The 18,973-nt window shown below is 61.5% G+C and carries 11 protein-coding genes and 1 pseudogene; 7 read left to right on the top strand and 5 right to left on the bottom strand.

What is annotated here, in order from left to right; translation table 11 throughout:
* The first annotated feature begins 24 nt into the window (after nucleotides 1-24).
* Nucleotides 25-2,766 carry a preprotein translocase subunit SecA gene (gene secA, locus ACFUOZ_RS04845; RefSeq protein WP_377545299.1) on the top strand — a complete coding sequence of 914 codons (2,742 nt, stop codon included), beginning with the start codon at nucleotides 25-27 and terminating at the stop codon, nucleotides 2,764-2,766.
* A 121-nt stretch (nucleotides 2,767-2,887) separates the two neighbouring features.
* On the opposite strand, the gene ACFUOZ_RS04840 is transcribed toward secA, so the two are convergent.
* Nucleotides 2,888-3,310 (bottom strand): Rv3235 family protein, encoded by a 423-nt coding sequence (locus ACFUOZ_RS04840; protein WP_377545297.1) that lies wholly within the window; start codon nucleotides 3,308-3,310, stop codon nucleotides 2,888-2,890.
* Nucleotides 3,311-3,487: 177 nt separating this feature from the next.
* A complete protein-coding gene (locus ACFUOZ_RS04835; RefSeq protein ID WP_377545295.1) occupies nucleotides 3,488-4,249 on the bottom strand; it encodes a LysM peptidoglycan-binding domain-containing protein in 762 nt (253 codons plus the stop codon).
* A 141-nt stretch (nucleotides 4,250-4,390) separates the two neighbouring features.
* Between ACFUOZ_RS04835 and ACFUOZ_RS04830 the strand changes: the two genes are divergently transcribed.
* Nucleotides 4,391-4,963, top strand: coding sequence for a hypothetical protein (locus ACFUOZ_RS04830; protein WP_377545293.1), 573 nt, complete (start codon nucleotides 4,391-4,393; stop codon nucleotides 4,961-4,963).
* A 19-nt stretch (nucleotides 4,964-4,982) separates the two neighbouring features.
* Here the strand turns inward: ACFUOZ_RS04830 and ACFUOZ_RS04825 are convergent, their stop codons facing one another.
* Nucleotides 4,983-5,198 (bottom strand): helix-turn-helix domain-containing protein, encoded by a 216-nt coding sequence (locus ACFUOZ_RS04825; RefSeq protein ID WP_377545291.1) that lies wholly within the window; start codon nucleotides 5,196-5,198, stop codon nucleotides 4,983-4,985.
* Nucleotides 5,199-5,355: 157 nt separating this feature from the next.
* Here ACFUOZ_RS04825 and ACFUOZ_RS04820 point away from each other — a divergent pair, with 157 nt between their 5' ends.
* From ACFUOZ_RS04820 to ACFUOZ_RS04805, 4 genes are read left to right on the top strand one after another with little or no spacing between them, the layout of a single operon-like run.
* Nucleotides 5,356-6,000: an SAF domain-containing protein gene (locus tag ACFUOZ_RS04820; RefSeq protein WP_377545289.1), complete on the top strand. Its 645-nt coding sequence runs from the start codon at nucleotides 5,356-5,358 to the stop codon at nucleotides 5,998-6,000.
* Nucleotides 5,997-7,307, top strand: coding sequence for a CpaE family protein (locus ACFUOZ_RS04815; RefSeq protein ID WP_377545287.1), 1,311 nt, complete (start codon nucleotides 5,997-5,999; stop codon nucleotides 7,305-7,307). The genes ACFUOZ_RS04820 and ACFUOZ_RS04815 overlap by 4 nt, the downstream gene beginning before the upstream one ends.
* Nucleotides 7,308-7,364: 57 nt before the next feature.
* Entirely contained in the window at nucleotides 7,365-12,221 is a 4,857-nt protein-coding gene (locus ACFUOZ_RS04810; protein WP_377545285.1) for an NAD-glutamate dehydrogenase, read from the top strand.
* Nucleotides 12,222-12,251: 30 nt separating this feature from the next.
* The gene (locus ACFUOZ_RS04805; RefSeq protein ID WP_144659795.1) at nucleotides 12,252-13,721 is read left to right on the top strand and encodes a sensor histidine kinase; all 1,470 of its coding nucleotides are present in this window, start codon (nucleotides 12,252-12,254) and stop codon (nucleotides 13,719-13,721) included.
* A gap of 74 nt (nucleotides 13,722-13,795) precedes the next feature.
* Here the strand turns inward: ACFUOZ_RS04805 and ACFUOZ_RS04800 are convergent, their stop codons facing one another.
* Nucleotides 13,796-14,044, bottom strand: a complete 249-nt coding sequence (locus ACFUOZ_RS04800; protein ID WP_003804966.1) for a WhiB family transcriptional regulator — start codon at nucleotides 14,042-14,044, stop codon at nucleotides 13,796-13,798.
* Nucleotides 14,045-14,282: 238 nt separating this feature from the next.
* On the opposite strand from ACFUOZ_RS04800, the gene ACFUOZ_RS04795 reads away from it, so the two are divergent.
* The gene (locus tag ACFUOZ_RS04795) at nucleotides 14,283-14,771 is read left to right on the top strand and encodes a hypothetical protein (RefSeq protein ID WP_377545283.1); all 489 of its coding nucleotides are present in this window, start codon (nucleotides 14,283-14,285) and stop codon (nucleotides 14,769-14,771) included.
* A 1,959-nt stretch (nucleotides 14,772-16,730) separates the two neighbouring features.
* Here ACFUOZ_RS04795 and ACFUOZ_RS04790 read toward each other — a convergent pair.
* Nucleotides 16,731-18,737, bottom strand: a pseudogene (locus tag ACFUOZ_RS04790) (FtsK/SpoIIIE domain-containing protein); the annotation flags it as partial.
* Nucleotides 18,738-18,973: the final 236 nt, after the last annotated feature.

The raw sequence follows: 18,973 nt of genomic DNA, 5'->3' as shown, positions 1-18,973 counted from the left end.
GCATGAGACTGGGAGCACTTTCACGTGGCATCACTAATCGAAAAACTTCTCCGCACAGGTGACAAAAAGACCCTGAAGCAACTGCGGAACTATGCCGATTCCATCAATGCCCTGGAAGACTCGTTCAAGTCCTTCACAGATGCCGAACTGCGAGCTGAGACGGATCGTCTCCGGACCCGGCACCAAGACGGCGAGTCGCTGGATGCTTTGCTTCCCGAATCCTTCGCTGCCGTTCGTGAAGCCTCATCCCGCACTTTGGGCATGCGCCACTTCGATGTGCAGCTGATGGGCGGTGCTGCACTGCACCTTGGCAACATCGCTGAAATGAAGACCGGTGAAGGCAAAACCCTCGTTGCGACCGCGCCGGCGTACTTGAACGCGCTCACCGGCAAGGGCGTCCACGTGGTCACGGTGAACGACTATCTCGCCGAATACCAGTCTGAACTCATGGGCCGCGTCTACCGCTTCCTCGGCCTGACCAGCGGCTGCATCCTGGCAAACCAGGACCCCGCCGTGCGTCGGGAACAGTACGCTGCCGACATCACCTATGGAACAAACAACGAATTCGGCTTCGACTACCTCCGCGACAACATGGCCTGGGATGCCAGTGAGCTCGTGCAGCGCGGACACAACTTCGCGATTGTTGATGAAGTGGACTCCATCCTCATCGACGAGGCCAGGACCCCGCTCATCATCTCCGGTCCTGCGCAGGGCGACACCAACCGCTGGTACAGCGAGTTCGCCAAGGTGGTCCTTCGGCTCCAGCCTGATGTCGATTATGAAGTGGACGAGAAGAAGCGGACTGTCGGAGTCCTCGAATCCGGTATCGAAAAGGTGGAGGACTACCTGGGCATCCAGAACCTCTACGAATCCGCCAACACCCCCCTCATTGGTTTCCTGAACAACGCCATCAAGGCCAAGGAACTGTTCAAGCGGGACAAAGACTACGTCATCCTCGACGGCGAGGTCCTGATCGTTGACGAGCACACCGGCCGTATCCTGGCCGGCCGCCGCTACAACGAGGGCATGCACCAGGCTATTGAGGCCAAGGAAAATGTCGAGATCAAGGCGGAAAACCAGACCCTGGCCACCGTAACGCTGCAGAACTACTTCCGTATGTACTCCAAGCTCTCCGGCATGACCGGTACGGCGGAGACTGAGGCCGCCGAGTTCATGAGCACCTACAAGCTCGGCGTGGTACCCATTCCCACCAACCGCGACATGCAACGCATCGACCAGCCGGACCTTGTCTACAAGAACGAGGTCGTGAAGTTCGACGCCGTTGTAGAAGACATCGCAGAGCGGCACGAAGCAGGCCAACCTGTACTGGTCGGTACCACGAGCGTTGAGAAGAGCGAATATCTCTCCAAGCTGCTGGCCAAGGAGGGCATCCGCCACGAAGTCCTGAACGCAAAGAACCACGCGCGTGAAGCGTCCATTGTTGCCCAGGCCGGCCGCAAGGGCGCCGTGACTGTTGCCACCAACATGGCCGGCCGTGGTACTGACATCATGCTGGGCGGCAACGCGGAATTCACCGCCATCGCCGAGCTCGCCAAGCGTGGACTCGATCCCGAGGAGAACTCCGAGGAATATGAGGCCGCGTGGCCCGAGGCACTCGCTGCAGCCAAGCAGGCCGTCAAGGATGAACACGAAGAAGTGCTGAACCTGGGTGGGCTCTACGTCCTGGGCACGGAACGACACGAATCCCGCCGGATCGACAACCAGTTGCGCGGCCGCTCCGGACGTCAAGGCGACCCCGGTGAATCCCGCTTCTATCTGTCCCTGACCGACGACCTCATGAGGCTGTTCAATTCGGGGGCCGCAGAACGGCTCATGAACAGCTCGGTGCCGGACGACGTCGCTCTTGAGTCCAAGCTTGTTTCCCGTGCAATTGCTTCCGCACAGGGACAGGTGGAGGCGCGTAACGCCGAACAGCGCAAGAACGTCCTCAAATACGATGACGTCCTGAACCGGCAGCGTGAAGCGATCTACGGCGACCGCCGTCGGATTCTTGAAGGTGATGACCTCCACGAGAAAGTCCAGTACTTCCTTGAAGACACCATCAACGCCCTGATCGATGCTGCAACCGCAGAGGGCAACGGCGACGATTGGGACTTCAACCAGCTGTGGACCAACCTGAAGACCCTGTACCCGGCTACGGTCACACCTGAAGAAGTGATCGAAGAAGCAGGCGGAAAGTCCCGGATCACCGCTGACTTCCTGCGGGAAGAAATCCTTTCCGACGCCCGCCTCGTCTACAAGGCCCGCGAGGAAGCCATCGGCTCGGAAAGCATGCGGGAACTCGAGCGGCGCGTTGTCCTGTCAGTCCTTGGACGCAAGTGGCAGGAACACCTTTACGAGATGGACTACCTCAAGGAGGGCATCGGCCTCCGGGCCATGGCGCAGCGCGACCCCTTGGTTGAATACCAGCGTGAAGGCTTTGTCATGTTCCAGAGCATGATGGAAGCCATCCGTGAAGAAAGCATCGGGTTCCTTTACAACCTTGAGGTGGAAGTGACACCGGCCGAAGACGTCGTCGTGCCGGATGGTTCTGCCGCTGGGGGCCACACCGAGCATCACGATCCGCAGATCCGGGCCGCAGGCCTCGAGGCACCGGAGAAGCCGGCTCAACTGCAATACACAGCGCCAGGCGAGGACGGCGCTACGCAAACCCGGATTGAGGGCCGCGCGTCGGGTCGTTCCGGAAACCCTGCAAAGGCGGCAAGCCAGGAGCAGCGCAAACCCGCGAAGAAGAAGCGCCGCTAGCCCGAATCCGGAACCAACCGGTAATTATCGCCAACAAGAGGGGCGATCCCGGGGACTCAACGGTCCCCGGGATCGCCCCTTTTGATACATACGGGCTGGGGACATCGGCTGACGGATGAACCTACCCGATCTCCAGTACCGTAACTTGCCACACGCCATCGGTTCGTTCGAGTCGCATTGCGACGGCCCGGCAACGGCCTTCCTCCGCGACAACGATGCTTGCCTCACAAATTGATTCACTGATCGAACATGCGCGCACCGACCGGACCATCGGGCTAAGGTGTGGCTGGGGGTTCCCTTTGCTCCGCGCTGCGTGTTTGCGTGTCAGGACAGCCCGGTGCTGCAGGGCCAGATAACAGTCGGGGTGTAATGAACCGGATAGTTGAGCGAGCGGACGAGTGCCGGCGAGGACTTCTACGGCGGCTTGGGCAATACTCCGTACCACCAACCGGATGTCTGTATCGGCGCTACTCTTGGTGCCGGACGGAGCGGCACGTTGGGCTCTTTGGCGGATCGGTGGCCGGCCTGCTGTAACAACGGACATGGTCATACCTCTGGCATTCACTACTTAGAGCCAAAGCGCGGGGAACGCTCATGCTCGGGTGGCTTCTGCTGGGATGACGCTGGGTTTTGGAGGTGAGGCTCGGCTCCGCCCCTGAGCGGGCGGTTGCTTTTTCACAGAGTCTGGATACAGCCTTGTGTTGCGTTGGTTCTGGCGCCGCTAGGCGGGTTCTGGAGGGTGAAGGATCTGCCCTGGGATGAGCACCGAGGGATCGGCCCCAATGATGGAGCGGTTCGCGGCGTACCACTTTGGCCATGCCATGGCTACATCCACGTCAGTCGAAAACGGTGCAAGTCCAGCCGCTGCAATTGACCACAGCGTGTCGCCGGCTTTCACCTCGACGCCGGACCCACCTGCTGCCGGTGCTTCCCTGGTGCCAGGCCGGCTGAGCAACCCGGGAGCAATTACCGGCGGCTTGGGTCGCCAGCTTGGATCGGGCGCGGTGTTTGCTGGACTCTCTCCATCGGTGAGGGAAAGTGAAGAGCCGTTGGCGGAGGGCGGAGCCGCGGCGCGGAGCAGTGTGCTGCTGTGCGTCGAAGTAGGAAGCCACTCCGGGGTTGGTGCGACGTCGGCGTGCGCCAACCCACCGCCAAGAAGGTTGATGCCGAGCACGGCTGCGGCGAGCCTGACCATGAACGCGGGGCTGTATCTGGAGAGGGTCTTGGCCAACTTGCTTGCCCCCGAGCGGTGCAGGAGCGCAGCCACAAACGCCACTGTCACGGAAAGAGCCCACCAAGCAACTATCGCGGTTCCAGCGGTGCTGGCAGCAAAACCGGCCAGCAGGTCGAATGCAAAATTCTGATTGTGCCGCTGGGCGTTCTCCAACTGGGAGACAAGAGTGTTTCCCATCAAGGCCAGGAGAAGTCCAAGCCCCAAAATAGTTACAGCCAGTCCGGTGTCCCGGCGCAAAGATCGTGCCATTCAAAGCCCCCAAGCTTCGTTTGATGTACTTTGACCTACTTGGAGTCAATTCTGAACACACTTATGCACTCGTGTCCAATCGCAGCGCCGGCCCGAAGGGCAGGATTGTCTTGGCTCCGTTATGCAGCCTAGTCTGACCACATGAGATGGGACTCTCTCTTCAACGATTTGGAAGCACAATTTTCGGCAGAACGCTCGCTGGAGAAGGAATCGGAGATCACCGAGCGGGCAAGGGTGGAACTGGCCGGTATCGAGCTGGTGGATCGGTTGCGCGCTGCTGGCGCTGCCCGGCTAAAAGTTGTCCTGTCCAGCGGAACCGCTCTTCTCGGAAGCATCAGTCATCTGGGGAACGAGTGGTTGGTCCTGGACGAAGGTGCCCGGCAGTGGGTGATTCCCTCTTCGTCGATCGTTTCCTATCAAGGCGTGGGACGGTTGGCGATGAGGGCCACTCCGCGGTTTCGCCAGCCGTTGGGCTTGGCTACGGCGTTGAGGGCGCTGGCCCGAGACCGCGCACCGGTGGTTGTGCATTTACGCTCACAGGCAACGGAAGGCCTTGAAGTAAGGGGAGTCATCGACCGGGTAGGGCGGGACCACTTTGATATCGCTGTCGTGCAAGAAGGCGAAGTGCGGAGGATAGGCAACGTAGCCAGTGTTGTGACAGTCCCCTTCGGAGCACTTGTGGCGGTAAGTTCAGCCAGCGGCCCGGAACTGTAGCCGTTGGCCGACAAGACCGTTAGCGGGACTTGGACCTGGATTCTTCAATCATCCGGCTGGCTTCCGCGTATCGGTCCTGAATATATTGCTCAAGCATGGTTTCTTCGATACGCCATTGCCCGCGGCCTCCCACCTGGATCGCCTTGAGCTCTCCACTGCGGACCAAGGCATACGCTTGGGGGGAATTTATCTGGAGCTGTTCGGCGACATCGGCCAATGTCAGGAATCGGGGCATGGATCCATATTGCCACTCCTGTGTGCATTTGGTGTAGTTATCCACAGCTTTGCCCTCTTTGCTGCTGAACGCTTTGGCTGGATGTAACCCGCCGGTAAGAATGAGGAGGCAGGTCCGCCGACCATGCCTTTCAGCCAAATCCGGGGGAATAAAAATCATGGGCCCAAGCTCACCTCTTGCCGCCGCGCGAATCAGCAAGCCCTCGTGGAGGGATCCACGGCTGTTGGTGGGTATCTTGCTGGTTTTCCTGTCCGTGGCCGGGGTGGTTGCCCTGCTGGGAAGTGCCGACAGGACGACCCAGGTGTACGCCGCCCGGGAAGACATTGCTGTGGGCCAACTGGTAACTCCCGAAAACCTTTCCATCGTCAAGGTGCGGTTGGATGACGTTGAGTCAGGTTATGTAACGGTTGAAGGTGGTCTGTCCGCAGGCAAAGTCGCACTGCAGCGGGTGGCCAGAAACCAGCTGTTGCCCCGTGACAGTCTCGGAACTGCCGATGCATTGAACAGAAAACCTGTGGCCATCTCCATGGAGGAAGAGCTGCCCAGCCAGGCTGCTCCCGGGGCGCGCGTGGATGTCTGGGTTGCCATGCGGGGAACGGGCACGGCCTACGAAGATCCACAGTTGCTGTTACCCGGTGCGGAAATTGCCCAGATCGCCCACGGCTCAACCACTCTCGGGGCGTCAAAAACCACAACCGTGCTCGTCCTGGTCACGGACGCGCAAATGCCAAAACTGCTGGGAGCCCAAGCCAATAAGGCCAGGGTTTCGGTGGTCTGGAACCCGTCGGGCCTTACCTCGTGAACATCCCGGTCGTTACGGTCTGTGCTGCCGATGAAACTGTCGTCGATGGCCTGGAGCGCTTACACGGGCCGGTAACCGTTGTCCGCCGTTGTTCGGAACTTACCGAACTGCTGGCTGCCTGCCAAAGTGGCCTGGCGCTGGCGGCTGTCATCGGCGACGGCTCGGAAGAGCTCACCACTACGTTGGTGGACAGGCTGGGAGCCGTGGGCGTAACCGTTGTTGCCTTGACCGAAAACCCGGAAGAGGCCAGGCGGCTCCGTTCCATTGGAGTAGTCGTTGCGTCTGCGGACATTGAGCCTCTTGAACTCGCAGCCGAGATCTCCCAGGCAGTGGGACGCTCGAGCCGGTGTGGTCAGGGTGACAGTGGGCGCAGCGCAAGCTTTGCTGATCCAGGCGTGGACTTGCACTTGCCGCATCAGCCGGAGGCGGGCCAGGGAGAACCATGCGGGTCGGGTCGGATCTTTGCTGTGTGGGGACCGGCGGGTGCCCCTGGGCGGACGCTGCTTGCCGTGAACATGGCCGCGGAGCTCGCCGCCGATGGCCAGTCGGTCATATTGGTTGATGCTGACAGCTACGGCGCCAGCGTGTCGGCGATGCTGGGCCTCCTGGATGAGTCGGCCGGGTTGGCGCAAGCATGCAGGCTTGCCGACCAAGGACTCCTCGATCTTGAAGCTTTGACGACCGCGGCCAGTGAGGTTTACACGAAGGCGGGCTCCTTCCGCGTATTGACCGGCACCACGCGGGCCGATCGTTGGACCGAACTGCGGGCCGCTGCTCTCACCCTTGTGCTGGAAAGGGCCAGGCAACTGGCGGACGTCGTGGTGGTTGACACTGGCTTCTGCCTCGAAGCTGACGAAGAGTTGAGCTTTGACACGTTGGCTCCCCGGCGCAATGCATCCACCCTCCGCAGCCTGGAGTTGGCTGACGTTGTTTTCGCTGTGGGATCCGCGGACGCCATCGGAGTGCCGCGGCTTGTAAGGGGCCTGGCTGAACTCGAAGTGGCTGTTCCGCAAGCATCGCCGCGGGTGGTGCTCAACAAGGTCAAACGCTCAGCCGTTGGGTACGCTCCGGAGAAACAGTTGGATGATGCGTGGAACCGGTACGGCCCGGGCATCAGCATCGAGGCGTACATTCCTTCGGATCCGGAAAGTTGCGATGCTGCCTTGCTTTCAGGCTCCGTCCTCCTGGAAACGGCGCCCGAATCGGACATCCGACATGCCATCGCCGGACTCGTATGTGCTCCTGTCCATCAAAAACGCCGATCCTTTGGACGAAGTACCAGAGCTCTCCGTCGCCTTAAGCGCTAGGCTCGGCATGTGGGCTGCAGAGTCGCAGCAATCAACTTGTGATGGAGGCGTTTGTCGATGTCGTCAGGATCCAGCGTGGAGGATCGGTCCGATGCAGCAGTTGTCCGTGAAGGGTTCTTCGGTGACTACTACGAGCACCTCGCAGAGGAGGACGCCCGGGCCTACACCCCGGAACTGCTGATATCCAGGGCCAACAAGCACAAGGCCGTTGCGCAGTCCCGACGACCAGGCAATGCCGTGGTTGAGATCGGCAGCGAGTCTGACCGGAACGTTGTTTACATTGTTACCGACGACATGCCCTTCCTGGTTGACTCGGTCAACGCGGAGCTCGTGCGCCAGAATTGCGCCATCCGCATGGTCATGCACCCCTTGTTCGTCGTCACCCGGGACCGGGTCACCGGTGAGATGAGCAGCGTTTCGCGCGTTCCTTCCACTGTGGGAATTTCCAGTGGTGACACCGCTGCCCTGCCCAGCATCGCCCATCTTCTTGGCGATGGGGACAACGCATCCCACATGGAGTCATGGATTGCGGTCGAAATCGACCGCGTCAGTGATGAGACGCGCGAGCAGTTGATCGAAGGACTGCACCGCGTCCTAGGAGACGTGCGGGCCGCCGTCGAAGACTGGCCGAAAATGCGCAGCAAGGCGCTGGAGCTGGCCGAAGCGCTAGGGGGAGTTTCCCATCCCGAACAAATCGCAGAACTGCGCCAGGCGCAGGACCTTCTCCGTTGGCTGGATAACGGTAACTTCACCTTCCTGGGATACCGCGAATACGACCTCGTGAATGAAGACGGCGAGGACGTGCTGCAGCTTCGTGAGGATAGCGGCCTGGGGCTCCTGCGCGCCGGAGACGCCACCCGTCAGGTCCAACACCTGACAGACGCCGGCCGCAAGAAGGCCAGGGAGAAACGCGCCCTGGTGATCACCAAGGCCAATTCCCGCTCGACAGTCCACCGGCCGGCGTACCTTGACTACATTGGCGTCAAGAGCTTCGACGCCCAAGGCAACGTCAACGGTGAACGCCGCTTTATCGGGTTGTTTGCCACAAGTGCCTACACCGGTTCTGTCCGCAGCATCCCCATTGTTCGGGACAAGGTGGATGCAGTACTGCGCAATGCCGGATTCCCGATTGATTCGCACTCCGGCAAGGACCTCCTCGGCATCCTAGAGACCTACCCCAGGGATGAACTGTTCCAAATCGAGGTACCGGACCTGGCCGCGACGGCCATGGGAATCCAGCGCCTGCAAGAGCGCCGCAGGACGAAGCTGTTCCTACGGCCGGACATATACGGCCGTTTCATGTCCGCCGTCGTCTACCTGCCCCGCGACCGCTACACCACCAGCGTCCGTCTCAGGATCGAGCAGGAACTTCGGGAGACTTTCCAGGCCGAGACCATCGACTACGAGGCCCGGATAACTGAATCCGCCCTTGCCCGTGTCTTCTTCCGGATCAGGCTTCCGCGCACCGCCGAGCTGGCCGAGGTCAATGCACAGGAGCTTGAGCACCGGCTTATGCGGGCTTCGAGGTCCTGGAGCGAGGGCATCACCGAGGTCCTCCGCGAACACCACCCGGCCGAAACCGCCGATGCCCTGTCGGCCCTTTGGGCAGAAGCCTTTCCCGCTGGATACCGCGTGGATTATGAAGTTGAAGACGCGCTGCAGGACATCGAACGCTTCGAGAAGTACGGTGCCCAAGCAGAGCGGACCGGCGAGCCCATCAGGAACGTCAAGCCCGGGGTCCACGTCTATCTTCCTGAAGGTGCCGGCGAGGCATTGGAAGAGGACGCCCGCGTCAAGCTTTACCTGATGGAGCCGAAGAGCCTCAGCCAGATCCTGCCCTATTTCCACAACCTTGGCCTGGAAGTGCTGGACGAGCGGCCGTTCGAGATCGAAACCGCCGATCACCGCGACTTCTTCCTCTACGACCTCGGGCTGAAGTACCCTGCGGGAGTCGATCCCCTTGCCACCGGCAGCCTCTTGGCCGATTCCTTCGGCGCTGCGGTAACCGGTGCTGTGGAGTCGGACAACTTCGACCGCTTGGTGCTGCGTGAAGGCATGCACTGGCGCCAGGTAGTCATGCTCCGGGCTTACGCCAAGTACATGCGCCAAATGGGAAACACGAATTCCTTCGGCTTCATTGCCGATACCCTCCTGGGCAACCCGGATGTGGCACGTGGACTCATTGACCTCTTCTCGGCACGGTTCGACCCATCCGTGGCGGACGATGTACGCGTTGAACGCCAGGATGCAGCACGGACCTCCCTGGCCGAGGCCGTAGAGCAGGTTGCTACTTTGGACGCTGACCGAGTCCTGCGCACCTTCATCAACCTCATTGAATCCACCCTGCGGACCAACTACTTCCAAAACAAGGAGTACCTCAGCTTCAAGCTGGACCCGACCTCCATAGAGGGACTGCCGTTCCCGCGCCCGATGTTCGAAATCTGGGTCTACTCGCCACGCGTTGAAGGCGTCCACCTTCGCTTCGGCAAGGTGGCCCGTGGCGGTCTCCGTTGGTCGGACCGCAGGGAGGATTTCCGCACCGAGATTCTCGGGCTGGTCAAGGCCCAGACGGTCAAGAACGCCGTCATTGTTCCGACGGGTGCCAAGGGCGGGTTCTTCGCCAAGAAACTGCCCAACCCCGCCGTGGACCGCGCCGCATGGATGGCAGAAGGCATCGAAAGTTACAAGACATTCATCCGGGGCCTGCTGGACATCACCGACAACCTCGTGACGTCGGGCGACGGCGAAAGGCTCGTCCCGCCGTCGGACGTCGTGCGGCACGACGGCGACGATTCCTACCTTGTGGTGGCGGCCGATAAGGGCACCGCTACCTTCTCGGACACGGCCAACGGGCTCGCGGCCGAGTACGGCTTCTGGCTGGGCGACGCCTTCGCTTCCGGTGGTTCAGTAGGCTACGACCACAAGGCGATGGGCATTACGGCCCGCGGCGCCTGGGAATCGGTCAAGCGTCACTTCAGCGAGCTCGACCTGGACACCCAGACCGAAGAGTTCACCGTGGTGGGCGTGGGCGATATGTCAGGAGACGTCTTCGGGAACGGCATGCTGCTCTCACGGCACATCCGCTTGGTGGCAGCCTTCGACCACCGCCACATCTTCCTCGATCCGACACCCGATGCTGCAGTGTCCTTTGCTGAGCGGCAGCGTCTCTTTGAGCTGCCCCGCTCTTCCTGGGACGACTACGACCGTTCGCTCATCAGCGAGGGCGGCGGAGTTTATGCCCGCCAGGCCAAGACCATCCCGGTTTCGGAACAGGTACGGAAGTCCCTGGGCCTGCCCGACGGCACGACACAACTCAGCCCACCGGAACTGCTGCGGGCGATCCTGCTGGCTCCGGCGGACCTCCTTTACAACGGCGGCATCGGCACCTACGTCAAGGCCAGCACGGAAACCCATGCAGCTGTGGGGGACAAGGCCAACGACGCCATCCGCGTTGACGGGCGTGACTTGCGGGTCAAGGTTGTCGGGGAAGGCGGAAACCTTGGTTTGACCCAGCGGGGACGTATTGAGGCCGCCTTGCAGGGCGTCATCCTCAACACCGACGCCATTGACAACTCCGCGGGTGTGGATTGCTCGGACCATGAGGTCAACATCAAGATCTTCGTGGACCGGATGGTGGCGGCAGGCAAGCTCCAGGAGACTGAGCGGGCTGCATTCCTCGCCGACATGACCGACGAAGTAGGCCGCCTGGTGCTCCAGGACAACATCGACCAGAACATCCTGCTGCTCAACGACCGCACACGGGTTGCCGAGTGGAGCCCCAGCTACGAGCGGCTCATGGACTGGCTGGAGAAGTCCGCCGACCTCAAGCGGGACCTTGAAGCCTTGCCGACCACCGACACACTTCGTGCCCGCCTGGAACAAGGTCAAGGCCTGACGTCGCCGGAACTGGCGGTCCTTTCGGCCTACGCGAAAATTGAGCTCAGTACTGCGCTGCGCGACAGCAACCTGGCTGATGATCCTTGGTTCTCGGACACGATCCGCAACTACTTCCCGAAGCAGTTGCGCGAGAAGTTCGACGCCGATTTGGACACCCACCCGCTGCGGCGCGAGATCATCGCAACCGTGGTGGCCAACGACATCATCAACCTCGGTGGCATCACGTTCGCGTTCAGGGCCATTGAGGAAACCTCGGCCAACGAGGTCGCGGTAGCGAAGGCGTTCGTAGCTTTGCGCGAAATCTACGACCTCGACCCCATGGTGGCGGAGCTGAATGCGCTGCCGGCCTCCTTCCCGACCGAACACTGGAGCGAAATCCACCTGGACATCAGGCGACTGCTTGACCGGGCCGTGCGTTGGGTGCTGGGGCAAGGAATTGCCTCGCAGCCCATCGCCAGCGTCGTGGACGCGTTCAAGCCAATGATGGCGCCCTTGCGCGCCAAGCTCTTGGACTACCTGCGTGGAGAAGACAAGGTCCGCATCAGCGGCTGGCTCGACAAGGCGCTGGGATGGCACCTTCCCGAACACCTTGCCCGCAGGTGGGCGGAGCTCTTCGAAAGCTATGCCCTTCTGGACATCGCGCGGATTGCCCAGACAGGCAAGGAGAGCGTTGAGAACGTGGCCCACGTGTACTACACGGTGTTCAACCGCTTCCACGTGGATTCGCTGCTGGAGCGCATCAGTTCCCTGCCGCGCGATGACCGCTGGCAGGCGCTGGCCCGCGCAGCCCTTCGGGATGACCTGTACTCAACAGTTGCCGACATGACTACTTCGGTCCTTGAAGCAACGGAGTCCAACGCAACCGCGGAAGACCGGTTGAAGGAATGGGAGGAGCTGAACGCCGAGCAACTCGGCAGGGCGAAGACCATGTTCGATGAGGTCAACGCCCTCGAGGCCGACGACATGGCCTCACTGTCGGTAGCATTAAGGCTCTTGAGGTCAATCGTCCGACGCTAGGAAGTTCTCCGCGTCGCAAATGGAGGTGCAGTGGCAATCTTTACAGACCCCATCAGGGAACACGCTGATTTCGGGCCTGGAGATGCCGAATGGCTGCACCTCCTGGTTGGTGACTGGCAAATGGTCGCTGATCTGGCTTTCGCCGACCTGGCTCTTTGGTTTCCGCACCCCGAGTTTGGCTACATAGCCCTCGCCCACGTCCGTCCGTCGACATCGCATACGGTGTTCCACGCGGACTTCGTGGGCGAGGGCATTCGCTCGGACCTTCGTCCACTGGTGGAGAAGGCCTGGAACAGCAGGGCCATCGAACGTTCCAGCGAGACCAGCTGGAGCAGCGAGATGGCGTTGCGTGTCGAAGCGGTCCCGATGGTGCGCAACGGAAGAACTCTCGCCGTCGTCACATCACATATGGATCTCTCCAGCTCCCGCATGCCGTCGAGGTTGGAACTGACATATCGGCAATGTGCCTACGATCTGCTCCGCATGGGCACCCTCGGGCTCTGGCCGGACTTCGCTTCCCCGACAGGCTCGCGCCGTGGCGCGCCCCGCGTCGGTGACGGGCTGATCCGGCTCGACGCAGACGGTATCGTCCAATACGCAAGCCCGAACGGGGTCTCCGCGTTCCGCAGGCTCGGCGAAGTTGAGTCCCTGGAAGGCAGGTCGCTGGCGGAGGTCACCGCAGGTCTGCTGAAGGACCGCCGGATGGTGGATGAGACACTGCCCCTGGTAGTGACCGGCCGCATGCCCTGGCGAAGCGAGATCGAATCGAGGGGCGTCAGCCTGTCCCTGCGTGCCATCCCTTTGCGCGATGAACAACATCGGTTCGGCGCCTTGGTGCTGTGCCGCGACGTCTCCGAACTCAGGCGTCGGGAGATGGAACTTGTCACCAAGGACGCCACGATCCGCGAGATCCACCACCGGGTCAAGAACAACCTGCAAACGGTGGCCGCCCTCCTGCGTATGCAGTCACGGCGAATGGTCAGCGATGAGGCGAAGCAGGGCCTCGAACAAGCGATGCGGCGGGTGGCAACCATTGCATTGGTGCATGAGACCCTGTCCCAGGGCCTGACGCAGAGTGTCGATTTCGACGAGTTGATCGGGCGCCAATTCCGGCTTTCGGCGGAGGTGGCATCACCATCCCAACAGGTCAGAACTGAACGTTCAGGTCTGTTCGGGGAATTGCCCAGTGATTTTGCGACCCCGTTGGCCTTGGTCATCAATGAACTCGTTACCAACGCCGTTGAGCACGGACTTGAGGGCCGCACAGGCACAGTGTGGCTTGTGGCGGACCGCGCTGAGGGGGACGGCAAGGACGAATTCCTGACAGTAACGATCGCCGACGACGGCGTCGGGCTGCCGGATGGACAATACACCGAGGGGCTGGGCTTGCAGATTGTCCGCACTCTGGTCACCAGCGAACTCGGAGGAACCATTCAGTGGAGCCCGCGGGAAGGCGGCGGGACAGCAGTGCAGATCGTACTGAATCTCGCACGCGCATAGCGCGCCTGCACTGCCGGAGTTAAAAAGCAGAGGCCGCGGACCGGATGGTCCGCGGCCTCTTTCGCTGCTGCTTCTTAGGAGGCGCGACGTGCGCGTGCTGCGCGACGCTTGAGGGCACGCCGTTCGTCTTCACTCATTCCGCCCCAAACGCCTGCATCCTGCCCGGACTCCAATGCCCACTGCAGGCAGGTGTCCACGACGGGGCAGCGGCGGCAAACGCTCTTGGCTTCCTCGATCTGGAGAAGTGCGGGTCCCGTGTTGCCGACTGGGAAGAAGAGCTCCGGGTCCTTGTCGAGGCAGGCTGCGCGATTACGCCAATCCATGCTGATCAGTCACTCCATTCGTGAGAACTAGAAAGGCCTTTTGTGAAAACATTCACGAGAGGCTCCAAAGGAAAGGGGCCCGCATGGGCCCCCTTGGTCGTCTGAGTCAAGCGTTTCATGTTAACGCCTTGTAAACAAGGGGTGTTAGTGGTCGAAATGCTCGGAATCCGTGAGCGATGCATCACATCAGCCGCCAGTGCCCTCACTGCTAGATGACTATGTCCGGTAGTGTGCCAGTGTGTCAAGACCTCCTGTAAACCCTGCCCAGCCACACTCCGGCCCTGATGGAGACGACGAATCCGACCGCCGTGGTCCAGGCAACGTCGGGACTTCGCGACCTCGCGGGATAGTCATTATTTCCATCGTCGTTGCCCTCGAAGCCACAGCCTTGCTCGCTGCTGCCGCTTGGTACGGTTTTGAACTCCTTACTGGTGCTCCCGTACTGACTTTTTGGGGAGCCGTTTTCACGTTGGTCCTGCTCCTGGCTTTCTCGGCCTGGCTGTTCGCGGTAGGGCATTTCCTTTTCCGCGGCTTCCGATGGACGCGTGCGGCTGCCTTAGTGGCCCAACTGTTCGTCCTCACTATTGGCTTTCCCACGATGACAGGCGGCCTCGTGCTCCAAGGCCTGGCCATGATCCTTCCAGCGTTGGCCGCGATCATCTTCCTTTTCCAGAGGGATGTCATCTCCTATGCCTCGCGTACTGGTGGCAGCGCGGGCGCCCTCTGACCAATGGGCGGGCGTCGTCGCAGTTTCTGCCTCGCGTGGCGGAAAGCCTGCGGAAAATACCCCCTGAACGGGAGTCGCTTCTCCTCGATCAATGATGTAACCACTGCCCGGACGGCGTGAGGGATCGGCGGGGAGCCGTACACCCAGCAGCTCCCCATCAATCGGGCTCCCAGGCGCCAGGAGCAAGCCAATACCTGACGCCCGCACTTCTTTGGCCAAGGGAAGGTGGTGCAGGGCCGGACCGGGGGTCGCCGTCAGGACGATGCCGGCGACTTGCCCGGCCAATGCGTCCAGCGCCCGTCGGCCCGTGGCGTCCAGAGAGTCCGCGTCGTCCACCAGCAGGATGCTCTTAGGGTTCAGGGTTCCTTCGACTGCCGCCGACGCCATTGAAGCCCAGAAAGCTCCCGCTGCTGACCCGTCCGGCGGGAAGAGCCATGGGATCTCCGGGTTCAGGTTCACCAGTGACCGGAGAATGGTGGTCTTGCCGGACCTTGGGCTGCCGAGGACGATGCTGACGCCACTGCTCCTTAGAGGGAGCGCGGCCGGCGAAGCGTCGTCGCCGGCAAGTCCGATCCACAGTGGCTCCCGGGATTGTTCTTCGAACTCTCCAAAAGCTGCTGCAACGCCATGCGGCGCCACGGCCTGGGATGGCCTGTTGACGGGGGTGGCACCGAAATCGCGCTGGTGCGTCGTCCCTGCGGCATCTCCAGTATGTGCGGATGCTGCTTTGCGGGAGAGGAGGTCTTCGCGCGTGAGCATCAAGGGGAGTGGGCGTAAGCAAAATGGCGGTTCACTAGGAGTGCGCTTAGCAAAGGGCCAGGTACCCGATGTTGGAGCCTCCCTGAATTGCGCCGCTGATGGCTGGTCTTCGACAATGTTCCCCGATACGAAAGCGCGGCCTGGAACGGCTTCCAGCTCAGGCAGACGAGGCCAGTGGATCCGCGACTCCTCAGTGGTACCCAGGGGGAAGTATGCGCGATTTGGAATGGCCACGAACATGCGGGATCTGACCAATTCCCGGTCACCTGATATCAGCAACGTGATACCCAGGTGGCTTCCGTCCCTGGCGATATCGTGCAGGACGCCCTCCGCCCACTCGTAGGGCCCGCCTCGCAATGCCGATATCCATGAACACCAGCCAGCGACTATGAGCACCAGAGGCGGGCAAGCGCCAGGCGTATCGTAGGCGGCGCGCCTCGTTTCCATCTCAGCTGCCACCCGCGACAGGATCCGTGCCGCGAAGCCCAGCTGGTCCAGGCCTGCGGAAGCGCCGATTCCTTCAAGAGCTTTAAGGTGGCCCAGCAGCCGATTCGCGTCCAGTATGTACAGGTGGGGTTGGGGCGTCTGGGTTGCCAGCATCGCGGCGACAGCCCGGAAGCTGTGGTGCATGCCGCTGGAGGGGCCACCAACCATCGCAAGATGTCCATGCTTGGCGGGCAACCAGTAAAGGCATTCCACACGCTGCATGGTGGGTTTGTCGAGGAGCGCAACGGGTCCTACCCGCCATGATTCCGGATCGCCTTCGATTGTTCCCGAAGGTTCCTCCATTAGGGCAAGCTCGGCATCCCATTGGATGCGCTGTGGCAGCGGAGCGGCGATGGGACGCCGCGGAAGGGGCGTACCGAGGTAGTGCCAGGCTTCCCCGATGACGGACACCACCTGCTCGACGCCCGTTTCAGGAGCGTTGCGGGTGTTCTCGTGCCCGCCGGGGGTGAGGTTGGCGAGGGATTCACCTAGAGCTTGGGTAGCGGAGTGAACCACTGGTCGAAGCGGAAGGCCTGTTCTGCGGGCCACTGCTCCAGAGCTTGAAGGTCCGACGGCCGGATTCAGGTCATTCAACGATGCTGCCTGGAACTCCTCAGGCTCCTTGGCTGCCGTCGCAAGGAAGGCCCTGCCAGGAAAATCAACGCCTATGGACGCAGCATCCTTGGAATTGATGATGTCCATTGATTCCATTTCCGACTGGACCCGAAGAGCGATGCTGGAGGTGACGTTGGCCCGGATGTCGGCGGTCAGCGCACCCTGCGGTCTCTGCGTGGCCATCACCAAATGGATTCCCAGCGAACGACCTATAGTGGCGACGCGCATGAGCTCTCGAAGGGCCGCGGGCGCCTCATCGACAAGAATCCGGAACTCGTCAATGACCAGTATCAGGTGCGCAAGCCTGACCCCTTCGGTGCCAAGGGTTTTTTGGTATTCAGCCAAATCAGCTGTCCTGTGGACAGCGAAGAGCCGCTCCCGGTACTTGATTTCCGCACGCAACGACTCCAGGGCCCGATCAATATTCTGCTGGTTGAGATCTGTCAGCAGGCCAACACAATGCGGCAGCCCCGCCAACGGACCCAAGCCTGAACCGCCCTTGAAATCCAGGAACAGAAAGGTTGCCTGCTCTGGCGGGACAGTTAGCGCGATGGAAGCAACGAGCGTCCTTAAGAGCTCCGACTTTCCTGAGCCGGTAGTACCTGCAACCAGGAGATGCGGACCGTCCAGCTTGAAGTTGAAGGTGAGTGGTCCATCCCGGCTTTCTCCCAGCACAGCTGTCACGCCGTCCGTCCACGAGTCAGAGCGCCACCGGTTCAGGATCCGGCGCTGACCATAAGGAAGTAGCGCAGCCAAGGAAGAACCATGGGGAACATCGCCCTGGAAGCGGGTCTCCGCATTGCTGGCTGCGGCAGCCACGGCACGGCAGAAGCGGTCGAAAACATCGGCTGGGACGAGGTCGGGTATGAAGTCCAAGCGCTCGCCGTCGGACTCGAAAGACGCAGTTATTCCGGCGGGCCCGATACTGATGGTGCACGCTGGCGTGCCAGCTGAATCGTGGCAATGCAGTACCTGCCATTGCGCTCGGTGGGCGGCCTGCATGGTTCTGCGCAGGACCTCATCATCATGAAGCATGTGGCGTCCAATCACCACGAGCCTGCCGTGGGGATTATGCCGCAACCTGCTTAGTGCGGCCAGGGCCGCCGTTGTGTTTGAAGTCAGTGTCACTTGGGGGAGGAACCGGGCGCTCAGGGGGAGCCTGCCGGCGGGGCCCAGAACCAGGACCGGAGCGTCGGCAGAGGCAGGGAAACTCGCGAGCTGCATGAGGACGAACCGAAGCATCGATTCCACGTGTCCGTCATCGCCAAGAATCGCCACGTCCCGGTGGTCCGGGTCCAGCGTGACGGGACACGGGCCGAGAAGCGGTGGAGTGAAGTGCGCGTCCTCCGGAACCAGGCGGATGTTCGCTGAGGACTCGGTGCTGCCCAATCTTAACCAGACCGGGTGGTTCTCCAGTCCTGGACCGGGTTTGGAATCGGGACGCGGTCGTGGACCAGCCCCGCCAGGCTCGAAACTGCTGGCACCTGGCTCCTGGGACAGCGTGGCGACCAAGATCTCCGCAGCAGAAGGAGCACACCGACGCCGCCTGATGGCATCTGTTTGGATCGCGGCGTCAAGGGCCCGGCGGTACTCCTGCCGGCCCCTCCTGCCCCACATTATTGGGAAAAGCACACTGAGGGCCGACAGGGAAGTACAGGCCAAGTACATCCACATCCCGGTGGCCACAGCGAGACCTGCTCCGGCAAGCAGCGGCAAACCAGCCGCAAGGACAATGGCTGCACGGCCCCCGTGGCTTCTGGTGCGGGGTACATCAATGGGGCTCTTCACCGAGCGGCCTGCATCCGTCGCGAGGGCTGGAAAGGCTTCGCTGCCGGAGATGAGGGTGAACGTTGTTCGGCCGCAAAGGAACGTGGACCCGGACGTGATCAAGGAGCGGCGGGTGGACCGTCCGCCTACACGAACGGGATTCGATGCCGAGACGGCGACTATCTCAAGATGTTCCCCGGACACCTCCAGCACTGCATGGTGTCTCGACAACGTTGGATCGGGTATTGAAACGTCCGCAGCAGCCCTGCCGATAAGGTGCTGCCCCCGCCGAATCGGGTAGGCGGATCCTGCACTAGGGCCGGTATGGAGCAGCAACATCAGTGGTAAGGGTATGGAGGATGCCGGTGGCTGCGTTGTGCAGCTGTCCACCAGGACAGCCCCTGAAACAAGGGGCGGTATCCCAACTGTGAGCGCGGCAATATCCTCTCCTCCGACTGAAAGCCGGCCAGTTTTGCGGGCCGTCTTAAGGAGGGAAGCCAAGTGGGCACCTGACGTGCCCGGCGGTACAGCGATGGATAATTCCTCTGGATCTGCGGCTGTGGACGCAGTAGGAC

Origin of the sequence: Paenarthrobacter sp. NPDC057355 (assembly GCF_042667405.1) — a bacterium.
Classification (GTDB): Bacteria; Actinomycetota; Actinomycetes; order Actinomycetales; family Micrococcaceae; genus Arthrobacter.
The sequence above is the reverse complement of the archived record's forward strand: the minus strand, read 5'-3'. Positions and strand labels throughout refer to the sequence as shown.

Coding starts and splice junctions, on each gene's coding strand:
- ACFUOZ_RS04820 (WP_377545289.1), top strand. CDS start 5,356: ATGGGCCCAAGCTCACCTCTTGCCGCCGCGCGAATCAGCAAGCCCTCG.
- ACFUOZ_RS04800 (WP_003804966.1), bottom strand. CDS start 14,044: ATGGATTGGCGTAATCGCGCAGCCTGCCTCGACAAGGACCCGGAGCTC.
- ACFUOZ_RS04810 (WP_377545285.1), top strand. CDS start 7,365: ATGTCGTCAGGATCCAGCGTGGAGGATCGGTCCGATGCAGCAGTTGTC.
- ACFUOZ_RS04840 (WP_377545297.1), bottom strand. CDS start 3,310: ATGTCCGTTGTTACAGCAGGCCGGCCACCGATCCGCCAAAGAGCCCAA.
- ACFUOZ_RS04830 (WP_377545293.1), top strand. CDS start 4,391: ATGAGATGGGACTCTCTCTTCAACGATTTGGAAGCACAATTTTCGGCA.
- ACFUOZ_RS04825 (WP_377545291.1), bottom strand. CDS start 5,198: ATGCCCCGATTCCTGACATTGGCCGATGTCGCCGAACAGCTCCAGATA.
- ACFUOZ_RS04835 (WP_377545295.1), bottom strand. CDS start 4,249: ATGGCACGATCTTTGCGCCGGGACACCGGACTGGCTGTAACTATTTTG.